The organism is Streptococcus mitis (assembly GCF_946190155.1).
Lineage (GTDB): Bacteria > Bacillota > Bacilli > Lactobacillales > Streptococcaceae > Streptococcus > Streptococcus mitis_CL.
Window position 1 is genome coordinate 1 of the sequence record NZ_CAMHZL010000009.1, and the last position, 23,728, is coordinate 23,728.

Annotated in this window: 20 protein-coding genes and 1 pseudogene; all 21 read right to left on the minus strand. The window is 40.0% G+C overall.

Annotation, left to right across the window (positions count from 1 at the left end; all coding sequences use genetic code 11):
- Positions 1–408: 408 nt before the first annotated feature.
- On the minus strand, positions 409–570 hold the full coding sequence (locus N8O80_RS09740; protein ID WP_314732583.1) for an Ltp family lipoprotein: 162 nt from the start codon (positions 568–570) through the stop codon (positions 409–411).
- A pseudogene (locus N8O80_RS07695) lies at positions 565–1,218 on the minus strand (Ltp family lipoprotein); the annotation flags it as partial. The gene N8O80_RS09740 and the pseudogene N8O80_RS07695, both read right to left, overlap by 6 nt.
- A 224-nt stretch (positions 1,219–1,442) precedes the next feature.
- Positions 1,443–3,164, minus strand: a complete 1,722-nt coding sequence (gene pabB, locus N8O80_RS07700; RefSeq protein ID WP_261027653.1) for an aminodeoxychorismate synthase component I — start codon at positions 3,162–3,164, stop codon at positions 1,443–1,445.
- A gap of 60 nt (positions 3,165–3,224) precedes the next feature.
- Positions 3,225–9,131 (minus strand): ZmpA/ZmpB/ZmpC family metallo-endopeptidase, encoded by a 5,907-nt coding sequence (locus N8O80_RS07705; RefSeq protein WP_261027656.1) that lies wholly within the window; start codon positions 9,129–9,131, stop codon positions 3,225–3,227.
- A 2-nt stretch (positions 9,132–9,133) separates the two neighbouring features.
- Positions 9,134–9,697, minus strand: a complete 564-nt coding sequence (locus tag N8O80_RS07710) for a TIGR01440 family protein (protein WP_169435202.1) — start codon at positions 9,695–9,697, stop codon at positions 9,134–9,136.
- 114 nt (positions 9,698–9,811) lie between these two features.
- The gene (locus tag N8O80_RS07715) at positions 9,812–11,503 is read right to left on the minus strand and encodes a cache domain-containing sensor histidine kinase (protein WP_261027661.1); all 1,692 of its coding nucleotides are present in this window, start codon (positions 11,501–11,503) and stop codon (positions 9,812–9,814) included.
- A complete protein-coding gene (locus N8O80_RS07720; RefSeq protein WP_261027663.1) occupies positions 11,500–12,237 on the minus strand; it encodes a response regulator transcription factor in 738 nt (245 codons plus the stop codon). The genes N8O80_RS07715 and N8O80_RS07720 overlap by 4 nt, the downstream gene beginning before the upstream one ends.
- Before the next feature lie 70 nt (positions 12,238–12,307).
- Positions 12,308–13,420: a peptide-methionine (R)-S-oxide reductase MsrB gene (msrB, locus tag N8O80_RS07725; RefSeq protein WP_261027666.1), complete on the minus strand. Its 1,113-nt coding sequence runs from the start codon at positions 13,418–13,420 to the stop codon at positions 12,308–12,310.
- Positions 13,421–13,429: 9 nt separating this feature from the next.
- Positions 13,430–13,993 carry a redoxin family protein gene (locus N8O80_RS07730; RefSeq protein ID WP_261027668.1) on the minus strand — a complete coding sequence of 188 codons (564 nt, stop codon included), beginning with the start codon at positions 13,991–13,993 and terminating at the stop codon, positions 13,430–13,432.
- 13 nt (positions 13,994–14,006) lie between these two features.
- A complete protein-coding gene (gene ccdA2, locus N8O80_RS07735) occupies positions 14,007–14,717 on the minus strand; it encodes a thiol-disulfide oxidoreductase-associated membrane protein CcdA2 (protein ID WP_261027670.1) in 711 nt (236 codons plus the stop codon).
- Positions 14,718–14,878: 161 nt separating this feature from the next.
- Positions 14,879–15,430 (minus strand): GNAT family N-acetyltransferase, encoded by a 552-nt coding sequence (locus N8O80_RS07740; protein WP_261027672.1) that lies wholly within the window; start codon positions 15,428–15,430, stop codon positions 14,879–14,881.
- Positions 15,431–15,588: 158 nt separating this feature from the next.
- Positions 15,589–16,413 (minus strand): ammonia-dependent NAD(+) synthetase, encoded by an 825-nt coding sequence (gene nadE / locus N8O80_RS07745; protein WP_261027674.1) that lies wholly within the window; start codon positions 16,411–16,413, stop codon positions 15,589–15,591.
- Positions 16,410–17,870 carry a nicotinate phosphoribosyltransferase gene (locus N8O80_RS07750; RefSeq protein WP_261027676.1) on the minus strand — a complete coding sequence of 487 codons (1,461 nt, stop codon included), beginning with the start codon at positions 17,868–17,870 and terminating at the stop codon, positions 16,410–16,412. Before N8O80_RS07750 ends, nadE begins: the two co-directional genes overlap by 4 nt.
- Positions 17,871–17,985: 115 nt before the next feature.
- Complete coding sequence (locus tag N8O80_RS07755) at positions 17,986–18,474, minus strand: DUF6773 family protein (RefSeq protein ID WP_261027677.1); 489 nt, start codon at positions 18,472–18,474, stop codon at positions 17,986–17,988.
- Entirely contained in the window at positions 18,464–18,937 is a 474-nt protein-coding gene (locus N8O80_RS07760; protein ID WP_261027679.1) for a DUF6773 family protein, read from the minus strand. Before N8O80_RS07760 ends, N8O80_RS07755 begins: the two co-directional genes overlap by 11 nt.
- Positions 18,927–19,136, minus strand: a complete 210-nt coding sequence (locus N8O80_RS07765) for a helix-turn-helix transcriptional regulator (RefSeq protein WP_000164725.1) — start codon at positions 19,134–19,136, stop codon at positions 18,927–18,929. The genes N8O80_RS07760 and N8O80_RS07765 overlap by 11 nt, the downstream gene beginning before the upstream one ends.
- A 145-nt stretch (positions 19,137–19,281) precedes the next feature.
- Complete coding sequence (locus tag N8O80_RS07770) at positions 19,282–19,440, minus strand: hypothetical protein (RefSeq protein ID WP_004269771.1); 159 nt, start codon at positions 19,438–19,440, stop codon at positions 19,282–19,284.
- Between the two features lie 45 nt (positions 19,441–19,485).
- Entirely contained in the window at positions 19,486–19,896 is a 411-nt protein-coding gene (locus N8O80_RS07775; RefSeq protein WP_261027691.1) for a GNAT family N-acetyltransferase, read from the minus strand.
- A gap of 100 nt (positions 19,897–19,996) precedes the next feature.
- Entirely contained in the window at positions 19,997–21,361 is a 1,365-nt protein-coding gene (locus tag N8O80_RS07780) for an amino acid permease (RefSeq protein WP_261027694.1), read from the minus strand.
- Positions 21,362–21,434: 73 nt separating this feature from the next.
- A complete protein-coding gene (greA, locus tag N8O80_RS07785) occupies positions 21,435–21,917 on the minus strand; it encodes a transcription elongation factor GreA (protein WP_000818768.1) in 483 nt (160 codons plus the stop codon).
- 60 nt (positions 21,918–21,977) lie between these two features.
- Positions 21,978–23,684 carry an endolytic transglycosylase MltG gene (gene mltG / locus N8O80_RS07790; protein ID WP_261027695.1) on the minus strand — a complete coding sequence of 569 codons (1,707 nt, stop codon included), beginning with the start codon at positions 23,682–23,684 and terminating at the stop codon, positions 21,978–21,980.
- Between the last annotated feature and the right edge of the window lie 44 nt (positions 23,685–23,728).

Below are 23,728 nucleotides of genomic sequence, written 5' to 3' on the forward strand. Positions count from 1 at the left end.
CTTTTCTTATGATTTACACTTATAGTATACCATATCCTTAATCTTTTTTACATTAAAATAATAACTATACAAGCACTAATCTGAAGCTGAGCGAGTAGAAATTGAAGCTTATTTAAACGTAGGACTCAAACCAGCTGAGTTTGCTCATAGACTGGGGAGAAACCAACGGGACATAGCATAGATGCCTTTGTTCACACCTATAAACTCCAACCCCTTTTTGAAATTGGAAAATCCATTCTGTTCTAGGTGGAAAGACAATAGGAAAACCTTCTATTTTGAACTTGGCTATAGTCCGCAAAAAAGCTGTTTGAGCTCACTCAAACAGCTTTAAAGATACTCTCTTAATTAGAGGAACAACTTTGTTGCACTTGACTTGTTAATTGGTGTTAAAATATTTATTCTAAATAATTAGTCGTCAAGATGTTGAATTGCATAATTCGCTTCTTCTTCTGTGAATTCTTCACCATAAGGAGAGACTAGTTGATTATAAATTGCTGACTTCGAGTTCTTAAGTAATTTTCGATAACTCTTTGCTTTAGCTAAGGCATTTGATTTATAATCTGCATTCAAATGATCGATGGCATATTGTGCAGCATCACTTTGAAATTTTTCTCCATATTTTGAAGTTAATTGCTTATATAAGCGTTTTTTAGACATATTTGCCCACGAGTTATATCTCTTTGCCTTTTCTAAAGCAGCAGAATATTCACTATTGGTTGATGATTTGGTTTCCCATAATCCATTAGCTCCTACATAGTAACGACCTCCATCAACCCATTCACTCTTAGCCATCTTACCGTTTGATTTAAGATAGTAATTTCCTACCCAAGTATTACGAGCGTAACTGCCTTCTGTAGTCAAGTAGTAGTATGATCCATAGTTTTTATCGTAAATCCATTCACTTTTAGCCATGTATCCGCCTGATTTGAGATAGTAGTTATCTACCCAAGCGTTTTGAACATAATTTCCTGATGCATCTAGATAGAAGTATGAATTATATTTTTTATCAAAAATCCACTTACTAGTGACTTTTTTACCATCTTGATAATAGGATGAACCTACCCAACCAGACTGAACTGTAGGTTTTGGTGTTGGTTTTTCATCGGGTTTTAGTGTTGGTTTTGATTTTTCATCTTGTTTTGGAGTTGAAGTAGTTGATTTTTTATCAGTCAGCTTCTTAATGGCCTCTTTAAACTCTTCTTGTGTGTCAGCCTGCATCGTTTGCGCTGAAAGCGGAAGAACTCCTGTTGTATCTAAAAGAGAGACCAAACCTAATGTTGCAACCGCTATGCTTGTCACTCAAACTGTTTTTGACTTCATCGCCAAAACTCTCCTTTAAATTTTTATTGTTTACGGTTACATTACAACACAACATGATATCTCATCAAAAATTAACACTAACAAAATATTAATAACTGTTAGAAACTATTAATAGCTAAAACTCACAATCCTATCACTTGCAACTCATACAAGCCTCTCACTGCATTACAACCGTAAATAGCTTCTGCTTGGGCAAAATCTGCCAAGGTTAAAATTTTCTCTTCTACCTGTCCTGTTTCCAGCAAATGCTGACGATAAATTCCTGGCAAGATTCCCAGTCGGATAGGCGGTGTGTAGAGTTTCCCAGAGATTTTCAGAACCAAATTTCCGATAGAGATTTCAAGAAGTTCTCCTTTTACATTATAGTAAATGATTTCTTGCTCCCCTAGACTCAAATGCGGTCGATGAGTCGTTTTGAAGTAGGTAAAGGCTTGTTGCAAATTGGCTTCCTGAAGGCAAAGTTTGGCCTGGCAGAAATGTGAACTAAGGGGTGTTAGGATTTGACGACTGAGTTCTATCTCTCCAGACTTGTTGAGACTGATTCGTAGACGGTAATCTTGATTATCATCACAAGCCTGACACTCTGCTTCAATCTTTTGTCTCAAAATTTCTGGATCAAAAGGATAAGCAAAATATCGACTAGCTTTTCTCAGTCTTTCCAGATGTTGTTCTTCAAACAACAAGTTCTTTTGGCTGATTTTTCCAGTAGTAATCAGCTGAAAACGAGCTTGTTTACGATAGAGAACAGCCGCCTTTTGATGAACCTCTCGGTATTCAGATTCCCAAGTGCTATCCCATGTAATGCCTCCGCCAACTCCATAGATGGCTTTCCCTTGATGCAGTTGAATAGTCCGGATAGCAACATTAAAAATGCGTCGTCCATTTGGAAGCAAAAGACCAATGGTTCCACAGTAGACTCCACGCGGTTGTGGCTCCAAGTCCTTTATAATCTCCATAGTCGCAATTTTAGGAGCTCCCGTTATGGAACCGCAAGGAAAGAGAGAACGGAAGATTTCAACAAGGTCAACATCCTCTCGCAACCGACTCTTGATGGTCGAAGTCATCTGCCAGACAGTCGAATACTGCTCCACTTGACACAAACGCTCCACATGCTCACTTCCCACTTCAGAAATACGGTTCATATCGTTGCGCAAGAGGTCCACAATCATCATATTTTCAGAGCGATTTTTGGGATCCTGTTCTAACCAACTGGCCTGCTCCAAGTCTTCTTGATCAGTCACTCCCCGCTGAGTCGTTCCCTTCATTGGTCGCGTTGTCAACTCACGGTCATTCTGCTCAAAAAAGAGCTCTGGGCTCATGGAAATCACTGCCAGCTCGTCATGTTCAACATAGGCATTGTAGCCCGCCTCCTGCTCTACCACCATACGATTGTAGATGGCAAAAGGATTAGCACTTAAATCTTGCTTGAGTTGGACAGTGTAGTTGACCTGATAGGTGTCTCCCTGCCGCAAATGATGGTGAATCTGAGCAATCGCCTTTTCATAATCCTCTGCAGACGTCACTTCCTGCCAATCAGAAGGCAAATCAACCTCATCATAAGTCAGAGGAATAGGAGAAGTTTCTACGCTATCATGAACTGTAAAATATAGCAGATACTCGCCCAGTAGAGGAGCCTTATGAACTGCTAATTTCTCCTCAAAAGCAGGTGCAGCCTCGTAGCTGACATAGCCCACCACATAATAGCCTTGCTCTTGGTAGCTTTCCACTTGTGCCAGCAAATCTACCACTTCTGCTAAATCTCTCGTTTTTAACTCTTTAATAGGCTGGGTAAAGGTGTATCTCTCCCCCAAAGCCCTAAAATCAATCACTGTTTTTCTATGCATATCTTAAGTATAGCACAAAATAAGAAAACCCTCATCCGCAAAGCAGATGAGAGATTTCAATTATTTAAAGATTGAAGTTTTAAAGCTATTTGTTTGTTGAAGAAGTTTTTTAAATAATTTCTCTTTAAGTGATACAGTATTATCAAATTTAACTGAGCCATTTTTAAGAGTAGCTTTATCTTTATCAACAGCTGCAGCAAATGCATTCTTCAAGTCATCATAACTACTGTATGTAGTACCGTCGATTGTAACAGGGTTAAATCCTGCTTTCGCTTTATCAACAACTTCTTTGAAGTATGCTTTCTTCCAATCTTCTAGAGTATTAAATTTACCATCAGAAACTTTCTTAATGATAAAGTCATCACCTAGAGTAGCATGACCAGCTTTTTTAGACTCATTTTTCAACATGTTAGAAGCATAATTTAGGAAGCCTTTTTCATATCCAAAGTAACCCCACATACGGAAGGTGTTATGTTTGAATGACATTGCTCCTGGAGCACCTTCACTCGTATTACCTCCGTAGATACCTGCAGTGATAGGCACAGTTACATAAGCAGAACCGAATCCAGTTGGATCATACTGACCATTACCAGGACCGTGCTTAGTCATGAAGTTTTTCTCTACTAAGTCATTAACAGATGTTAAATTATATTCTTTTTCTTCTGCATTTAAATCTCTAACGTTGTCGTATTGGTTCTTCGTATTAGCTCCACGAAGTTTCTTATCTACTTTCTTGAACCAAGCGTTGTTTAGTTCTTTACTGCCTTTATCAATGACAGCTTCTCCTTCAAGGTAATCAAGAAGCATGAGGGTATCATTGAAACCTTTCATGTAATGATCGATTTCTTCACGAGATGCAAGATCATTAGGATTCGTGTTATACCATTGATTTCCGTTGTTTGGACGTTCATAGGCCATATTTAATCCTAATGCTTTAAAGTCTCCATTTGGACTTGATTCAGCTGGAGATTGTAACATCCCTTGAGCAAATGCTTCTAAGTCCGTACCTTCACGATGTCCCGAACCTCCTAAATAAACCATACGGTCATTTACGTGTGTCGTTTCGTGAGTAAAGGCTGAAATACCAAAGTCACTAATCATATCTGTCACCATGAAGAAAACAGAATCATCTTTATATGGTTTAGGATAAACACGAGCTACCGCTCCCATTCGTCCATCAGTTGCATGATAACGACCTGTTGGTCCATATAATTCACGTACTGGCGCAACATCTTTACCACTAGCAGTATGTCCGTATTTATCTGTGCTAATACCTTTATAGTTTTGGTTATCTAGTACTGGTGTTGGAACCATGTTATTGCTCTTAAGCAGTTGGTTACGAACTTTATCTAATGATAGACGAGACCAGAAGTCTAGGTAATTTTGTTGACCTTTAGCCACTTTATTAATTTCTGCTTTAAATGCTTCACGTTCTGCTTCAGTATACTTACCATATTTTTCAAATGAACTATATGCCATAGTATTGTATGTTGAAATTAAGAACATATGTGCATCTTTTAAGTTTAACAATGGTAAAATCATCTTACCATGAACATCATTGTATAAACCTTCGTAAGCTCTATGTTTTTTGTCTACAAATGCAGGATTTGTCGTTGTTGGTTCCACAACATAGACATTCTCTTTAGTTGAATGAATAAACCAATCATTTAAGTCGGTATCACTTGTGAAGAGTTCCATATTGTATTTCAAGAACTCATGCAAATTACCTTTACCAGTAGCACCGGCAATCACTTCACGGTATGCATCGTGAGTACGGTCACCTTTTACATTGTTTTCTTTAGAACCAATATTGATGATTCTATCTAGGACACTAACATTCTTACCGTAGAAGTCAGGTTTGAATAACATTAACTCTTTAATGTTAAAATCATCGAATTTAACTCCGTAGTAACGGTTGAGGTAAGACAAACCAAGAAGAACTGCTGCTTTGTTGTCATCGATTTTCTTAATCAAGGCACGTTTAGCGGATTCATCTGTGTTCAGTTGGTGATCTTCATTTTCCACTAACTTCGTAACGAATTGATTAAGATTATCTTTAACATACTTGAAGCTTTCTTCTAAGTATAGGTTCTTAATTGCGTTAACTTTTCCGTCACCATTTTTTCCGAATAATTTGTAAACATCATCAGATTGCAATTCAACTGGACTCAATTTACTTTCGATAGCACTGATTAAATCGGCACGATCTTTAACAACCCTATTTGGTGTGTAAACAATATCACTTAAATCGTTAATACTATATTCACGAACTTGTTGAACCTTCGATTCTTTTTGTGTAATAGATTTAATTTCTTTCGTCTTATCTGCATAATGAATCATAATGTGATCAGCATCTGTAAGGTCTGTGACAAAGTCATTTCCTCTCATAGCAGTAACAGACAAAACTTCTGTAGTTAATAATTTAGAGCCAGCAGGAATCTTGTTACCTTGGTTAACAATCCATTCTTTGTTATAGAATGGTTGAAGTTTTTCGATATTACGGTAAGCAAGCTCACGAGATGCGTCGTAGTCATCAATATTTTTGTATTGATCAGCCTTACTTACAATGTTGTTCAGTTTGTCTTCAACAGGAAGTGTGCTTTCGAATTTATCAGCAGTAATTCCCATTTTAGCGATTAATTCATCCGCTTTTTCTTGACTTATGCTAGGGACTTTATTTGAGTTTTTATAAGTCTTTTTACCTTCACTTACACCTTCAACACTATAGTTACGTTTCGTTCTAGAGTATGTGAAGTAGTCATCAGCATCGATATCAGAGTGACCGAAGACCATTTCCCCTGTCTTAACTTTCATCATAGTGATGTTGTCTTCTATAGCTCCTAAAGCCCAGTTAGTACCTAATAAGCCACCAGACATAACAGCTTCTTTCAGTTCGATAGAGCCTTTTGCTACAGAATTTCGAAGAGTACCTTCTTTACCTAAAGTGCTGTTGTTGCCACCATTTTGAGATGAATATACAATTCCGGCGGCCTTAGCTTTGTTACCTGTGATTTCAGCGTCAACATAAGCTTTTTCTACAATACCTTTCCAGTTTTCACCGACGATACCTGTTAAGTAACCACCTTTATTTCCAGCGGCGTGGACTTTACCGATGAATGCAACGTTACTTAATTTTCCGCTGCCATCAATTTTATTAATAACACCAGATACATCATTGTTACCAACAACGTTACCTGTTACTTTAATATTCTCTACAGTAGCATTATTTTTAATAACGTTAGCTATCGGTGCGATTCTATCGGTTCCTGGCATGTCGATATTTACATTTTCAAGTAGTAGGTCTTTTACTGTACCACCGACAATATCACCGAATAAAGGTCTGTTCATATTGCTAATGGTAAATTTATTACCATCAGTACTTGTTAATGTTCCTTTGAAAGCATTTGTAACATAAGATTTTCCTGCTGGTTTCACATTTGCAGCATTAAGATTTGCACCAAGCTTAAAGGTACCAGTCGGTTCTTTTTGCATATCTTCAATTAATTCTTTGAAGTTATAGTAAACATTACCTTCTTTTGCTTTTTGTTTTTCAAAGTAATGAACATACTCTTCTTTAAGTGTGTTATCAGCATTACGTTGAATCAAATCAGGTGCTTTGGCAGTGACCTTATACAAGGTCTTGCCATCAACTGTGACTTCTTCAATCTTATCAACAGCCAGTCTGGTTGTTTTGTTATCATGAGTGGTTACTCGTAGATAAAGCGGAGCAACATCAGCTGGTTTTTCTATAAGCAAACTAGTATCTGTTTCGTTACCATCAGCGTCCACACTCATCAAGCTTGTTTCTTTGATGTTTTTGATTTCAACTTTTTTGAGGTCAATTCTTAGCGGTTCTTCTTTCAGAACTTCTTCCTCATCACCCTCACCACGGTCATAAACCATCTTAGTTTCAAGTTTATAATCCTTGTAGTACTGCAAATCTGTCAAGGTCGTTGTCAAGTCGTCTGGTGAAACATTCAAAGTTTTAACAATTTCATCACCCTTTTTCAGAGTTAGAGTGATAGATTTAATGGCTGCTTTACTTGGATTTTCCAAATTATAACGAATTTGAGATGATCGTTTCAAATCATTAACATCAACAAGTGACAAACTTAAGATTGGTTTTTCAAAGTTTTTAGTTCCTAATTTGACGATACGATCTTGGTCTAACTCCAGAACCTGTTCCACAATTTTCGGTGCTTCTTCAGTTTTTAAACCTTTGATAGTTTTGTAAGTCTTGGTAACTTTTTTCTGCCCATCTTTTCCTTCTTGGACAGTAACTCTTTCACCCTTTTTAAGTTGGTCATCTTCTTTAAGAACTTCCTTAAATGGAATCTTTTCAAGACTTTCTTCCACCAGAGTTCCTTCAATTGGTTTTGTCCCACGGCTTATTTTTTTAGTGACTGGTTCTTTGACAACAGTAGTTGTTGTATTTAAAACTTGGTCAGTCTCAACACCTTCGAGAGTCTTATAAGTCGTTTTGGTAATTTTACTGCCCTTTTCTCCATCTTGAACTACAGTTTCTTCATCCGTATATTTGGTTGGATCCTCGATAATTTCTGTCTTATAGTCAATCTCAGTAGTAGTTTCTTTCGTAACCGCTCCCTCAGTTACTTTGTACTCAGGTAACTGTTCTTGTACAAGGGCTTGGCCAGTTTTACCTTCCTCTTGTGTACCTTTTACTTCTACTTGGGCTTCTGGTAATTTTGGCTGTGTGAGAGCTTGACCTGCTTTACCTTCTTCTTGAGTGCCCTTCGTTTCAACTGGAGCCTCTGACAATTCGGGTTGTGTTAGAGATTGTCCTGCCTTACCTTCTTCTTGAGTTCCTTTTGCTGTGATTGGAGCTTCTGGAAGTTCTGGTTGTGTTAGAGCTTGACCTTCTTTGCCTGCCTCTTGCGTTCCTTTTGCTTCAACTGGAGCCTCTGGTAAGGTTGGTTGCGTTAAGGCTTGACCTTCTTTGCCTGCCTCTTGCGTTCCTTTAGCTACTTGATGAGTTGGTTCAGCTTGTGGTACTGGAGTTGGGGCAGGTTGCTCTTCTTTCTTAGTTCCGACTGCAATGACTTGCGAAACAGGATTTTGAACCACTTGGTCTTCGATGACTTCTCTAACTTCTTGACCATTAACCATCGATACTTTGGTTACAATGCGACGCTGACCATTTACTCCAGCTGTGACGATACGAGTCTGTCCTTCTGCTAGATTGGTATCTGGGCTTGTGACTGTTTCAAAAGGAATATCCACTAAGCTCTCTTCCAGTCTTGTCTGAGGTTTCTCAGAAACTGGTGTTTCTTGAACTACTTCTGTCTTCTCGATTTCATTTGCACTTTGCTTTTCTACTGGCAACTGAGGCTTCTCAGCTGAAGCTGGTCTTGATGGGTGAAGTTCTGCTTCCTTGAAGTAACCGATGTATTCATAGCCATCAATGTGGATAATCCCTTCAGCCAAACCTTCATGTGTAGAAGCCGAAATAGTTTGGTTATAAGAAAGTAACTCTTTATTTTCAAATGCAAAGGCAGTAAAAGGTACAAAATTGCTGACTCCAATAGAGCTGATTAACAGAACCCCAAGTACTTTACTGCGGTGTTTCTTTGAAACTAATAGAACCGCTAGCGAGGCCGTTGCCAAGCCAAGACCTGCTAATGCAAGTTCCTTACTTCCTGTGTAAGGAAGTTGTTGACTGTTAGTCGCCTTCTTGCGATAAACTACATAGAGAATATCATCATCTTGAAATTCTGTAGGAACTTCATGATGAATCAGGGCTTTTTCAGACTCGGTCAATTCCTGCTCCGCCAAATATCGGTAATGAATACTATGAGCACCACCCACTTCATTGGCTTGCACCTTATCTACTGAAAGGGTACTAGCACCAAAAAGGAAGGCCCCGATGGCTACAGGACCAACCCCAACAGTTAACTTGCGAATGGAATATTTAGTAATTTTTTCAAGTTGTTGTTTTGTTTTTCTCATTCTTATGACTTTCTAATAGAATCTTGCGGATAATGCGCACGCGCACCTCCAATTAATTTTGGACGGCTAGCAAGAGCCGTTACATGGGCATGCCCAATTTCTCTCAAAAGAGGGCGAATCGGAACCTGCACATGCTTGATATGCATGCCAATCGCAGTGTCTCCAATATCCAATCCAGCATGAGCCTTGATAAATTCAACCTCAACTGGATCTTGCATAAACTTGAAGGCTGCCAACTGACCTGAACCTCCTGCATGAAGGGTAGGAAGGACACTGACGATTTCCAGACCAAACTGCTCTGCCACCTGACGTTCAACAACGAGGGCCCGATTGACATGTTCACAACCTTGAACAGCTAGATGAATTCCTTTTTCCTCTAGGATATCTAGGATGGTCTTCACAATGATTTCCCCAATTTCTTGACTGGATTCCTTGCCAATCTGACCACCTATCACCTCACTAGAAGAAAGACCCAAAACAAAGATAGATCCTTGCTTCAAATTAGCCTTTTCTAATACATCTTTTACAATCTGGCTTGTTTCTCTTTGAATGTCTTTTTCCTTCATACTTGATACCTCTTTTGTCATTATCTATCATATCGTTTTTTCTTGTTTTTAGCAAGATAGACAACCTAGAAAGCTTGCCCAATTACGCATAAAACTCCCAGAATTGACTGGGAGTTAGCTAGTTTCTATTCTATTTATGTATATTTCAACTGTCGTACCTTTTGAGGGAATAGAATCAATCTTCATTTGGTAATCTTCTCCAAAGTGAAGTTTGAGCCGTTGGTCAACATTTTGAAGACCAACTCCCCCACGTTTGAGCTGACTTTGACTACTATCGCTAGCATCTTGGAAACCAGCCCCATCATCCTCAATACGGATGACCAATCCTGAATCCTGTTTCTGAACAGAAACTCTAATATGTCCCTGACCTTCTTTTTCCTTAATGCCATGGTACAGGGCATTCTCTACTAAGGGCTGTAGGACCAGCTTGGGCAAGACTAGCTTATCAAAGGCAGGATTTTCATTAATTTCGTATTCCAGCTTATCTCCATAGCGTTGTTTTTGGATAAAGAGATACTGGCGGACATGATTAATTTCGTCAGACAGGCAAATCAAATCCTTACCTTGATTGAGCGCCAAGCGGAAATAGGTTGCCAAGGACTTGGTCACCTGAACCACTCGCTGACTGTCCTGAAATTCAGCCATCCAGATGATAGTGTCCAAAGTGTTATAGAGGAAATGCGGATTAATCTGGCTTGATAGGGCTTGAAGTTGGTACTGACGGGTCGTTTCTTCCTGCCTACGAATATCTATCATCAACTGATCAATCTGATCCAACATGGCATTGAACTGGCGAGTCACCTCTCTCAGTTCATAAGCACCCGCTTCCTTGGCACGAAGATTTTGAGCACCAGAAGCAATTTCCAGCATGGTTTCTCTCAAATCCTTCAAAGGGGCAATCCAGCGCTTGAGACTGAACCACACCAAGCAGAGACAGGCAAGAAGTGATGTGACACTAGCCCCAAGCAAGGTCCACAAGAGTTGACTCCGAACCTGGTCTAACTTTTCCAGTGATGACACGCCAAGCACCGTCCAATCAGTTCCTGCAATCTTTTCCTGACTGACGTAGGATTGGTGGTCGAGCGTATAGCCCTGCCCTGTCTCAATGTAGGGTTTCATAGCTTCCATTTCGCTAGCTGAACTATAAACTGTATGCTTAGGATGGTAAACAAATTCATGGTTTTCATTGATGATAAAGGCAAAGCCCTGCTGACCCAACTGGAGTTGATTGAGATAGGCTTCCAGAGTTTCATAGGAAATATCCAAGCGAAGAACGCCTAGATCGGCTCCCTTTGCATCAAGAAGTTCCTGAGTGACAGAAATAACCCATTGACTATCTGATTTATGAGCTGGAGTCAAAACTGGCTTAGCTCCCTGATGAATGGCCTTTTGGTACCAGTCCTCAGTCATCATATCTGAAGATGTTTTCATCTGCACAGTGTCATCTGTAGAAATGAGCTGACCAGACTTGGTTACCAGCACAACAGCTTTCAAGTCCTGATCTGCCTTCAAGATGGTCAAAAATAGATCTCGAATTCCCTTTACCTTGTCTTGACTGGGATTCTCAGCATAGGCTAGGACATCCGTCTGCTGGGTCAAACTGGTCGAGGTGGTTTCTAGTTTTTGGATATAAGACTGGATAAAGTGGCTAGTCTGACTGATAGTCGTTTGGCTATTGCCTTCAATTGTAGCCTCAATGGCCGATGAACTAGATCGATAGTAGAAAGTCCCAACCACAGCTAGGAGAATGAGAAAGACCAAAAAGATAGAAATAACCATTCTAACTAGAAGAGACGAACGTTTCATCTACCTTCCCCCTTCTTAAACTGACGAGGCGTCATACCCGCAATCTGTTTAAAGCGTTGGGTAAAGTAATTCATATCTTCAAAGCCAACCTTTTCTGCAATCTCATAAATCTTCAGATCTGTAGTCAAAAGCAAAAGCTTAGCTTGTTTGACACGTTCTCGCACCAGATAATCCTGAAAAGGCAGGCCCAACTCTTTCTTAATCAAAGAACTCAGATAAGTCGGGCTAAATCCCAAGTCACTGGCTAAAGATTTTAAACTAAATTGGCTATCAGCCAGATGGGATTGGATTTTCTGGGCCATATTTCCCTCAAACTTATCGGTCAATAAATCTTGTAACTGCTCTTCTTTCTCTTCCTTATCCAACTTTTGCTTGATTTTCCCCAACATTTCCTCAATATCCTGACGAGAAAAGGGTTTGAGCAGGTAGTCGTCCACACCGAGTTTGACAGCAGACAAAGCATAATCAAAATCATCGTAGCCTGTCAAAAAAACTAGATGCACCTGAGGATAGGTTTCTCGGACCAGACTGGCCAACTGGATGCCATTTAGCTGAGGCATATTGATATCGGTTAAAATGATATCTGGAACCTGCTTTTGTATCAATTCCCAAGCCTGTCTTCCATTTTCAGCTTGACCGATGATTTCCATATCGTAGGCTGCTACATTGACCAGCTTGGTCAAGCCTTGTCTTACCAGATATTCATCTTCTACGATTAAGATTGTGTAGGTCATGCTTCTCTCCTTTGTCACTTACTAGTATCAGTATAGCAAAATTCTCCTCTAACTGCTTAGGAAAGCCCTCTTAATCGACATAATCTAGTAAATAAGCGTAGCCTTTTTCTTCCATTTGATTTTTGGGAATAAAGCGGATAGAGAGACTATTAATACAGTAGCGCAAGCCACCCTTGTCCTGTGGTCCATCCGTAAAGACATGGCCAAGGTGAGAATCTCCAACTCGGCTCCGAACTTCCATGCGTGTCATATTGTAAGACTTATCTTCTTTGTAAGTAGCAACATCTGGACTGATTGGTTGGGTAAAACTAGGCCAACCACAACCAGACTCGAACTTGTCCTTTGATGAAAAGAGGGGTTCGCCAGTTGCCACATCGACATAGATACCGGATTCGAATTTATCCCAGTAGCGGTTTGAAAAAGCTCGTTCTGTTTGATTTTTCTGAGTGACTGCATACTCCTCAGGTGACAAGGTCTTTTTCAATTCTTCATCACTTGGTTTTGGATATTTGCTGGCATCGATGACAGGATAGGCAGCCTGATTGACATTGATATGGCAGTAGCCATTTGGATTTTTCTTGAGATAGTCTTGATGGTAATCCTCAGCCACTACAAAATTCTGCAAGGCCTCCTTTTCAACTGCTAGAGGTTGGTCGTATTTCTTAGCCACCTCATCAAAGACTTGGTTAATCACCTCTAAATCCTTGTCATCTGTGTAATAAACACCCGTACGGTACTGGGTTCCCACATCATTTCCTTGTTTATTTTTGCTAGTTGGATTGATAATGCGGAAATAGTGAAGCAGGATTTCCTTGAGAGAAATTTGCTTGGCATCATAAGTGACATGGACTGTCTCTGCATGACCTGTTTGGTTGATTAATTCATACTTGGTTGTTTCACCTTTACCATTTGCATAGCCTGAAACGGCATCTGTCACCCCGGGAACGCGTGAGAAATATTCCTCAACTCCCCAGAAACAACCTCCAGCCAGATAAATTTCGTGCAAGTCTGCATCTTTACTCACTTCTGTTTTTTTCACTGTTTTTCCTCCTTGGCTAACTGATGCTTTCTCAATTTGCGAGCTATCTGTCTGCCCTGCATTTCGCATCAATAGAAAATAGAAACCGGTTATAGCTAGGAAAAAGATTCCTGCCAAGACAAACAATTTTACTTTATCATTCATGATCTTTCTCTACCCCATTTCTTTCAATGTTTTTAAAATCATATCCTTATCCATAAAACCAGGTTGCGTTTTGACCAGCTTGCCTTCCTTGTCTATAAAGGCTTGGGTTGGATAAGAACGGACACCATAGCTTTCCAAAAGTTTGCCTGACGGGTCAATTAGAACTGGGAAATTTTTATAATCCAAACCCTTATACCAGTTCTTAAAGTCTGCTTCAGCTTGTTCCCCCTTGTGTCCAGGAGACACCACCGTCAAGACCACATAATCATCACCAGCATCCTTAGCAATTTCATCCGTATCTGGTAGACTGGCTAGACAGATGGAACACCAAGAAGCCCAGAATTTGAGATAGACTTTCTTACCCTTATAATCAGACAAGCGGTAGGTCTTGCCATCTACTCCTGTCAATTCAAAATCAGCAACCGCCTGACCTTTAGTCGCAGTTTGCGAACTGACTTGTTCTATTTTAGTTTGCTCCTTCATAGTAGATTCATCTGACATATTTTTAGCCGAACAAGCTGCCAAGCAACAGATTAATCCGACTCCAAGGAGACATGTTTGCCATTTTTTCATTTCTTCTTCCTCTCTATTCAAATAATCTTGTCAAAATAGAAGCATTTCCCAAAAGCACCAAAATTCCCATTACGATTATGAGGAAACCACCCACTTTTTTGAGGGTTCCGAGGTAGGGATGTAGTTTTCGGAAATGTTTCAAAACATAGCTGGAGGCTAAGGCTAGAACCAAGAATGGTAGCGCCAAACCTAACGTGTACACCAACATGAGACCAGCTCCCTGCCAAGCACCTGAGCCACCTGAAGCCGCCAAGGCCAAAACAGAACCAAGAACCGGCCCTACACAAGGCGTCCAAGCAAAACTAAAAGTCAACCCCAGTAAAAATGCTTGACTATAGCCCTTACCCTTTTGCTCCTGTCTCTTTAGTTGTAGCCTTCTTTCCTTGTAGAGTCCCTGAAAATGTAAGACCTCCATCTGGTGCAAGCCCAAGAGAATGATAACTGCACCCGTCACATACTGAAACCAAGAATCATACAAAAAGTCTCCTAAAAAGCCAGCGCCATAACCCAGTAGGATAAAGATAAAGGAAATCCCCGCTATAAAAGCTAGAGTTCTCAATAAACTAACAATTGAGATTGAAAATTTGCCGCTAGAAGCCTGAGCACCATCTTTATCATCCAACAAGACCCCTGCATAGACCGGTAACAAGGGTAAGATACAAGGAGAAAAGAAGGAAAGAATTCCAGCAAGAAAAACACTGATAAAAAAGATTATATTATCCATTGCCTTCCTCCATTCTTTGATTTGATAGGACTATTATAGCTCCAAAAATCAAGAAAAAATAGGGACAATGATAGGGAAAAATAGGAATTTAATCAGATTATTTAAAAAAAGGTGCAAAAAAAGCCAGACAAGGTCTGACTTTGATAGAAACAGAAAAGAAATCACCTGTCCTCCCTACTTATCTGATAATAAATAAGGTCCGCAAGATAACCTTTCTGCTCAACACCATTGATAACGGTTTTCAAATAGGACATCCCTGCCTTCTCCATGACACGACCTGAAGCTGGATTGAGGCTAGCATAGCGAGCTTTCACGCCTTGTAAGTCGAGCTGAGTGAAACAGAATTCTAGAACAGCTATTAGAGCCTCCGTCATAATGCCACGACCCCAGTAGGCTTTACCTAAGACATAACCGATTTCACAACTTGAATCGGTATCATCCATCTCAACGATACTGATATCTCCGATTACTTGTTCTGGTTTTTCTTTGAGACAAATCGCCCATTTGTAATAGTTGGGATTAGTATAGGATGCAACCCAATTTCGAATCGAGTTCCGAGTCACCTCAACATCAGGATGAGGATCCCAGGTGACATAGGTCAGATTCTCAGCAGACGAAGCCCAATTTTGAAACATGGCTTCCGCATCACTCTCCACAAATCTTCTTAAAATCAAACGTTCTGTTTGTAATATTTGCGTACCGATTGCTTTCATGATACTACCTCACTTTCTTATTTCAGGGTGAGAGGCTGAAAACCTCCACTGGAGGCTATTCTTGCTCTCGAGTTTCAAGGCTAAAGCTAAAAAGGTCCCCCGGACCTTCCTCGCTTACCTGTTTCCATGCTCGGGGTAAAAACCTCCACTGGAGGTTTTTACTCCCAAAAGTCATCAAAGACGGTGATTGGTAGGTGGCGTTTATGTTGGCCTTTGTGCCACCAGTTTTCGATAGTCGTTTGGGCTTCTGGGCTGATTGTTTTGCCTTCTAGGTAGTCGTCAATCTCTGCATAAGTGACCCCGAGGGCTACTTCGTCAGCTAGGCCTGGTTTGTCTTCTTCTAGGTCTGCTGTTGGGATTTTTTCATAAAGGGCTGGGTCTGCGCCAAGTTCCTGCAAGAGTTGTTTTCCTTGACGTTTATTAAGGCGGTAAAGAGGGAGAATATCTGCACCACCGTCACCAAACTTGGTAAAGAAACCTGTGATATTTTCCGCAGCGTGGTCTGTTCCAATGACCGCTCCGCTATGAGCACCAGCAAGGGCATATTGAGCAATCATACGGCAACGAGCCTTGATATTGCCTTTGTTAAAGTCTGAAACAGGGCTTCCTGTCGCTTCAACTACAACTGTCATAGCGTCAACTGATTCCTTGATATTGACAACTAAACTGACATCTGGCTGGATAAAGGCTAGGGCTTTTTGAGCATCTGCTTCATCAGCTTGCACTCCGTATGGCAAGCGGACAGCGATAAATTTGTAGCTGTCATCTCCTGTTTCTGCTCGCAGTTCTTCCATAGCTAATTGAGCCAAGCGACCTGCCAAGGTTGAGTCCTGACCTCCAGAAATCCCTAGTACAAAGGTTTTAAGGAAGGGATGTTTTTTCAGGTATCTTTTTAAGAAATCAATAGAACGACGGATTTCTTCCTGGGCATCAATCACTGGTTTGACACCCAGCTCTTGGATAATCGTTTCTTGCAAACTCATTCTTCTTCTCCTTCACCAAGGGCTTCCGTACGCATTTTGTCAATCAAGTCCATCTTGTCTTGCCATACATCACGCGCCAAATCCACTGGATAGTGCTGCGGATTAAGCACACGCTTGTACTCATCCCAAAGCTTGTCAAATTCCTTACGAGCATAAGCCTGAATCTCAGTCAAGCTAGGCAAGTTGTAAATCAATTTCCCGTCTTTAAAGATATCCACTAAGAGAGGAACGGCATCAAAATTACGAACGGTCTTCTTGATGTAGGTATAAGTCGGATGGAACATCTTGATTTCTGTCATGTCGCTCACATCCACACCGTCATAAGTGATGTAGTCGCCTTCTGACTTGCCTTTTTCACGACTGGTAATACGCCACACCTGCTTCTTACCAGGTGTTGATACCTTTTCCGCATTGTTTGACAATTTAATGGTATTGCGCATGTTCCCATTTTCATCTTCGATGGCAACAATCTTGTAAACTGCCCCAAGAGCCGGCTGATCATAGGCTGTAATCAGCTTGGTCCCCACACCCCAGACATCAATCTTGGCCTTTTGCATCTTGAGGTTGAGGATAGTATTTTCGTCCAAATCATTAGAAGCATAAATCTTAGCCTCTGTAAATCCAGCCTCGTCCAGTTGCTGACGGACTTTCTTAGAAATGTAGGCAATATCCCCAGAGTCAATCCGCACACCCATAAAGTTAATCTGATCACCCAGCTCACGCGCCACCTGAATGGCAGCTGGTACACCGATGCGAAGGGTGTCATAGGTATCCACAAGAAAGACACAATTTTTGTGGGTCGCAGCATAAGCCTTGAAAGCTTCATAATCGTTACCATAAACCTGTACCAAGGCATGGGCATGGGTTCCCAAAACAGGAATGTCAAAGAGTTTACCAGCACGCACGTTGCTGGTCCCATTGGCACCACCAATCACCGCTGCGCGTGTTCCCCAGATAGCCGCATCCATTTCTTGCGCCCGACGTGTTCCAAACTCCATCAAGGGTTCATCTTCGATGACCGAACGAATACGAGCTGCCTTAGTAGCCACCAAGGTCTGGTAGTTGACGATGTTCAAAAGAGCCGTTTCAACCAACTGACATTGGGCTAGAGGTCCTTCCACCTGCACAATCGGTTCATTAGCAAAAACCAAATCCCCTTCTTGGGCAGAACGAACGGTCAACTCCAACTTGAAATTGCGGAGATAGTTCAAGAATGCCCCATGATAGCCCAGCGACTCCAAATAGGCAATATCACTATCTGAAAAACGCAGGTCTTCAAGATAACTCACAATTCTTTCTAAACCTGCAAAAACCGCATAGCCGTTCTTAAAAGGCTGTTGGCGGAAATAAACCTCAAAGACCGCCTTTTTATTGTGAATCCCTTGGTCAAAGTAAACCTGCATCATGTTAATCTGATACAAGTCCGTGTGCAATGTCAAACTATCATCTGGATACATACTTTTCCTACTTCCTTAGCTAGAAACACATGAAAATTTTCAAGAACTTTCATGTATTCCAATAAATTAGTACTATTATATCACATTTTAGCTGGATTGAGAAAAGAGTATCAAGCTATTCACCACTCTCCAGTTCATCCATATCTTGTTCAAACTTTTTCTGAGCCCATTCGCCATAGCTCTTAAGACCAAGATTGCCAATAAAGACCCAGGGAAGGTAAATAACATAAGTAATTGCCCAAGCAGATAGGTATTTAACGTTCAAAGGATTGTGCTGATAAATTTCGATATTGAATTGATAATTCTGCAACATCAAAAGAGCTGTAATCGCCAAGGTTAGAAAAAAACAACCCAAAATCGTAAAATGAAAACGACTATAGTAGTTCACACCCAAATCTCGAGCACGGCCGAAAAAGTAAGAAGTTCCAATAATGATAATGATGAGAATCATTCTCGAATTAAAAAAACTTGGTGCTAATACTGCAATCATATAAGATAAAATCAAGAAAGCTATAGAGATATAGAAACTTTCAGCCCCCGCTTTATTCATCAGTTGTTCTTCTCTTTCATCTAGTAATTGATAATAAAAAAATCTATTTTTCATCTTCTTCCTCCCAAACTTGCTGATTTCTGCGATTCAAGTATAGGATAACTCTATCCATAGAATAACTCCCAACGAGATAGATGATAACTGCTAGAACCACTTTTAGGGAGTACTTCCAAGTCAATAGACTGACCAGTTCCTCGCGATTGCCTATGATATCAATCAATAAAATCACTATAGAAAATCCCAAAGCAGATAAAATTCTTTCTTTTCCAGTATTCTCAACAATATCTCGAATGTCAATTCCAACATACATGCGGCGAATAATGGCATACAAACCGACTCCAATCAATAAAAGTAATTCTGGTAAATAGGACAAAAGTGTTAAATTGAAAATATAAACTTTGGCAAAAATTTCCAGTGCCAAAAATAGGCAAATTCCCAAGAGAATTTCTCCTGAAATGTTTCCGTCCAATTTTTCCGTACGTTCATCTTTAATCACAAGTTTCTTTCTATTTTTCATCTTCTTCCTCCCAAAATAATTGATCTAAAGTTTTGCCTAAGCATCTGCAAATGGACTGGCAGAGGGAGAGACTAGGATTGTATTTCCCAGCTTCAATCAGACCTATAGTCTGCCTAGTAACACCTACAGCTTCTGCCAAATCCCCTTGTGTTAAATCACGCTCCACCCGAGCTAATTTTAATTTTAAATTTTTAGTCACTAGCGTCCTCCTTCAACATTTTAAAAAGTTGCGCTTCTTTTAAAAATATTATACCATATATCTAACTCAATGCAATATATAAATGTCATTTTGTAATATTTTATTAACAAAAAACTCTCTACCATAAAAATAGAGAGTGTTAAGTTTAAATATAGGATTTCAAAATATCGACGACATCACTTCTTTTCTTAACCTGATAGGACTTGATTCCCAATTTCTCAGCTACGATTGCATTGTCTTCAATATCGTCTAGAAAGACACAATTTGTAGAATTTAACTGGTATTTATCGAGAATCCCCTTCATACTTATGTCAAGAACCCCTCTTTGCCTTATACTTTCACATTCACCTTACAAATCCTTTTGGTAATAATATCTTTGCCCAATGTAGGGATAGTCTTGTAAGGTAAAGACTTCCTTGTAGCCATGCCTTTTATAAAAATCTGGAGCTTGAAACTGGTAGGTATTGACAAAAGCAAAACGACAGTTTCGATTCTTAGCTTCAGTTTCTGCTTGCTGCAATAGTTTTGAACCGACTCCTTGCCCTCTCAGTTCCTCTTTTACAAATAAATACTCGATTTCTAGCCAATTTCCAAAAGTCTCTGCTATCAAACCTGCCAGGAGATTGCCCTTTTCATCTTCTACATAAAGATTAAGTGGCTCACTTTCAGCTTCTTCTCTTTTTGAACGATTATAAGCACGAATCAAATTCCCAATTTCCTGTGCTTTCTGGGATTCCTTATTTTCCAATCTAAAGTACATCCAAACCTCCTTGAAAACTGATACAGCTTGATTATAGTCTTATTTCAATAGACTGTCAAATTAGCAAAAACTCACCAACCTAAGTTGATGAGTCCTTAATTTATTTTCTAAATTTCCACTGGCTATAAATCCCAAAACCGATAATCCAGATAGCTGACCCGATTGCTCCTACAAATGTAGACTCTTGTAAAAAGAGGGTTACAAAGACAAAGACAAAGAAGAGCATGGTTAGAGGATTTAGGAAACGATAGTGGGGCATGAGATAGCCATCCGCCATAAAGTCTGCTGACTTGCGGTATTTAAGGTGAGCCACCATAATCAAGATATAAATGGCAATATAAACACCTGATGATGATGCTGTAATCAAGGCAAAGGCATCGGAAACACCTGGCAATACGTTGATAAAGGCTGCTAGGGCAATCAAGATTGCTGAAGCAATAATGGCATTTTGTGGCACATTGTGACGAGAAAGAGTATCTGCCTTAATCGCCTTTAAGAATGGATTTGGCGAATCATGAGCAATCTGGTACAAATGACGACCTGTTGAATAAAGGGTTGAGTTAAGAGCAGATGCTGCTGAGGTCAAAACGACGAAGTTAATCAAGGCCGCTGCCCACTTGATACCTGCTAATTCAAATACTGTTACAAAAGGAGAATCAGCCGATGCAAGTTCACGCCACGGAATGATAGCCATGATGGCTAAGAGGGCACCACCGTAGAAAAAGGCGATACGCAAAGGAATTTCCTTAACGGCTTTTGGCAAGACTTGACGTGGATTTTTGGTTTCAGAAGTTGTTACCCCGATAAACTCAATCATGAGGTAAGCAAAGAAAACCATCTGAAAGGCCATGACAAAGTTCACTCCACCATTAGGGAAGAGGGAGAAATTGTCGGTGATATTGGCCAAACTTGCTACTCCATGTGGTGTCTTAAAGCCTGTCAAGACCATAAAGACTCCTGTGGCAATCATAGCTAAAATAGCCACAATCTTGACCATCGCAAACCAAAACTCAACTTCCCCAAAGAGCTTCACCGCAATCAGATTGACTAAGGCTAGAATGGTCAAAAATCCAATCTCAATCATCCAACTTGGCCAGCTAGGGAACCAAAACTGAACATAGTGAGAGATAGCAGTGATTTCCGCCATACCTATAAAGACAACGGATAGCCAGTAGGACCAAACCGAGAAATAACCCCAGCCCTTACCCAAATGGCGCGTGATAAAGTTGATAAAGGTATGTTGCTCAGGGTCTTGGTAGAGCATTTCCCCAACCGCACGCATCATAAGGAACATGAAAGCCCCAGTAATCATATAAATCAGTACAATGGAAGGACCTGTAAGGCTAATAGAACGACCTGCTCCCAAAAAGAGTCCTGTTCCGATTGTTCCCGCAATGGCCATAACCTGCACGTGACGATTAGTCAGACCACGCTCCATCTTGTTTTTTTTCTTCTTTGAACTCATATAGTCTCCAATTCTTTTTAAACCTAAAAAGGAGCAAAGAAGGATTTTTCCCTCTTTTTACTCCTTTTAATCATTAGGCTGTTTTTTCAACCTTCAAGATTTTTACATCATAGCTACCAACAGGTGTTTCAATTGTTGCTGTATCACCTGTTTTCTTGCCAATCAAGGCTTGTCCAATTGGGCTTTCATTTGAAACTTTACCTGCAAAGGCATCCGCACCCGCTGAACCTACGATAATATAAACTTCTTCTTCGTCCTCACCAATTTCTTGGATAGTGACTGTTTTACCAATCGCTACTTCGTCTTGGGCAACTGAGTCACTATTGACGATTTCAGCATAACGGATTTTTGTTTCCAAGCTAGAGATTTGTCCTTCGACAAAGGCTTGTTCATCCTTAGCTGCTTCGTATTCACTGTTTTCAGAAAGGTCACCGTATGAACGGGCAATCTTAATGCGTTCTACCACTTCTGGACGGCGGACCAATTTCAATTCTTCTAATTCTTTTTCAAGTTTTTCCTTTTCCTCAAGGGTCATAGGATATGTTTTTTCTGCCATTTTTCTCAACTTTCCTTCGATAATATTGAATCTCTATCTGAGATTCTCATGTTTGTAGTCTTAGTTTGAACTACTATTTTGAGTAAGCTTGCTATTGACGTGTTCAGCTACATTACGGTCATGTTCTTCCTGTGTCACTGCGTAATAGACTTTACCATCTGTAACATTAGCTACAAAGTAGAGGTTCTCACTCTTTGTTTGGTTAATGCTTGCTTCAATCGCATCCTGACTTGGACTATCTACTGGGCCAGGCATCAAACCAGGTTTTGTATAAACATTGTATGGTGAATTAATCGATGTATCAATTCCAGCATCATCTGCTAGGCTGATATTTTGACCAAGTTTCCCTTGGGCATACAAGATTGCAATATTGCTTTGAAGTGGCATACCAAGGTTCAAACGATTGTAGAAGACACCTGCAATCAACTTACGATCTTCAGTCTTAGCCCCTTCTTTTTCAACAAGTGAAGCAATCGTTAGCAATTCATTGACAGTCAAGTTTTTAGACTTAATTGCACTATAGTGCGGCGTCAATGTCTTATCCATAGCTGCCAACATCTCATCAATCAAGCTTTCAATAGTTGTGCTTTCCTTGATAGAGTAGGTCGCTGGGAAAAGATAACCCTCCAAACGGTAACGAGCTCCACTTTCTTTTGTCGGTAAGCTTTCGAGTAGGTTTGGATATTTAGCAATTTCTTGGCTGATAAAGTTGTCATCTTGAACTTTAGCCAAGAAAGCATCAGCAGTTAAAGGCTCTTTAAATTCACCTTTTAATTGGCCTACAGTTTGGGCAATTTGATCAATGGTATATCCTTCTGGAATGGTCAAATCTGCAAGTGACGGTTCTTGAGGCTCAGCTGTACCACCTTTTTGTAGTTCCTTGATGATATCCTCTGTACTCATGCTCTTTTGCAAATTGTAATATCCAGCCTTCAAATCTGAATAATTCTTATATTTTGCATAGAAAGCAAAAATCACACCGTGTTTAATCACACCAGAATGCTCAAGAGTTGATCCGATCTCTTGGACATTGGCTCCTTCTGGAATTTGAACCGTTACATATTCCTTAGAATTTGCATCAACTGGTAATAAAGATGATTGAACATACTGGTAACCGAAGTAACCACCTGCCGAAATCAAGACAAGGAAAATCAGTAGAGAAATGAAGAATGCCTTCAAATGTGATTTTTTCTTCTTAACTGGTTTAACTGTCTCACGGCGACTACGTCTAGGAACTGAACCTAGGCTATCTGCCGATTCAGCTGACTCAGATAGCTCATTATCCACTGCAGGAGTACTAACTTCTTCCTGTTGTCTACTTGTTTTATACGACACCGCAACCTTTGTTGGAATCTCGTTAAATTCTTTGTCTTCGTTAAGTTTTACAGGTTCTACTTTTGGTTGAACTGGCTCAAAAATAGGTTCTACAGGTTCAACTACAGGCTCAGCAGCCGCTTCAACTTTAGATTCTGCAACTTCTTCATTTGCTGCAATTTCATCCGAAATATCATTTGAACGTAACGGAACACTAGGAGCATTCTTTAATATTTGATCCACAACAGAAAGAGAATTAGCCATCAACTCTTCTGCTGAAGGTTCATGTTCCTGAGTTGAAGGAACTACTGAATCTTCTTGAGATGAAGGAGTTTCAAAACTTGTAATCTCGTTTTCTTGCTCACTTCTATCTTGTTTTTTTACTCTCTCTAAATCACGTAAAATTTGCTCTTTAAAGCTTAATTTTTCGTCTTCTCTTGTTTTTTCACTCAAAAGTTTATCCTCCTCGTTGACAATCCATAATATTATATCTTAAA

Bases quoted from the DNA above. Each gene is read 5' to 3' on its own strand.
- pabB (WP_261027653.1), bottom strand. From the start codon at position 3,164: ATGCATAGAAAAACAGTGATTGATTTTAGGGCTTTGGGGGAGAGATAC.
- N8O80_RS07705 (WP_261027656.1), bottom strand. From the start codon at position 9,131: ATGAGAAAAACAAAACAACAACTTGAAAAAATTACTAAATATTCCATT.
- N8O80_RS07710 (WP_169435202.1), bottom strand. From the start codon at position 9,697: ATGAAGGAAAAAGACATTCAAAGAGAAACAAGCCAGATTGTAAAAGAT.
- N8O80_RS07715 (WP_261027661.1), bottom strand. From the start codon at position 11,503: ATGAAACGTTCGTCTCTTCTAGTTAGAATGGTTATTTCTATCTTTTTG.
- N8O80_RS07720 (WP_261027663.1), bottom strand. From the start codon at position 12,237: ATGACCTACACAATCTTAATCGTAGAAGATGAATATCTGGTAAGACAA.
- msrB (WP_261027666.1), bottom strand. From the start codon at position 13,420: ATGAATGATAAAGTAAAATTGTTTGTCTTGGCAGGAATCTTTTTCCTA.
- N8O80_RS07730 (WP_261027668.1), bottom strand. From the start codon at position 13,993: ATGAAAAAATGGCAAACATGTCTCCTTGGAGTCGGATTAATCTGTTGC.
- ccdA2 (WP_261027670.1), bottom strand. From the start codon at position 14,717: ATGGATAATATAATCTTTTTTATCAGTGTTTTTCTTGCTGGAATTCTT.
- N8O80_RS07740 (WP_261027672.1), bottom strand. From the start codon at position 15,430: ATGAAAGCAATCGGTACGCAAATATTACAAACAGAACGTTTGATTTTA.
- nadE (WP_261027674.1), bottom strand. From the start codon at position 16,413: ATGAGTTTGCAAGAAACGATTATCCAAGAGCTGGGTGTCAAACCAGTG.
- N8O80_RS07750 (WP_261027676.1), bottom strand. From the start codon at position 17,870: ATGTATCCAGATGATAGTTTGACATTGCACACGGACTTGTATCAGATT.
- N8O80_RS07755 (WP_261027677.1), bottom strand. From the start codon at position 18,474: ATGAAAAATAGATTTTTTTATTATCAATTACTAGATGAAAGAGAAGAA.
- N8O80_RS07760 (WP_261027679.1), bottom strand. From the start codon at position 18,937: ATGAAAAATAGAAAGAAACTTGTGATTAAAGATGAACGTACGGAAAAA.
- N8O80_RS07770 (WP_004269771.1), bottom strand. From the start codon at position 19,440: ATGAAGGGGATTCTCGATAAATACCAGTTAAATTCTACAAATTGTGTC.
- N8O80_RS07775 (WP_261027691.1), bottom strand. From the start codon at position 19,896: ATGTACTTTAGATTGGAAAATAAGGAATCCCAGAAAGCACAGGAAATT.
- N8O80_RS07780 (WP_261027694.1), bottom strand. From the start codon at position 21,361: ATGAGTTCAAAGAAGAAAAAAAACAAGATGGAGCGTGGTCTGACTAAT.
- greA (WP_000818768.1), bottom strand. From the start codon at position 21,917: ATGGCAGAAAAAACATATCCTATGACCCTTGAGGAAAAGGAAAAACTT.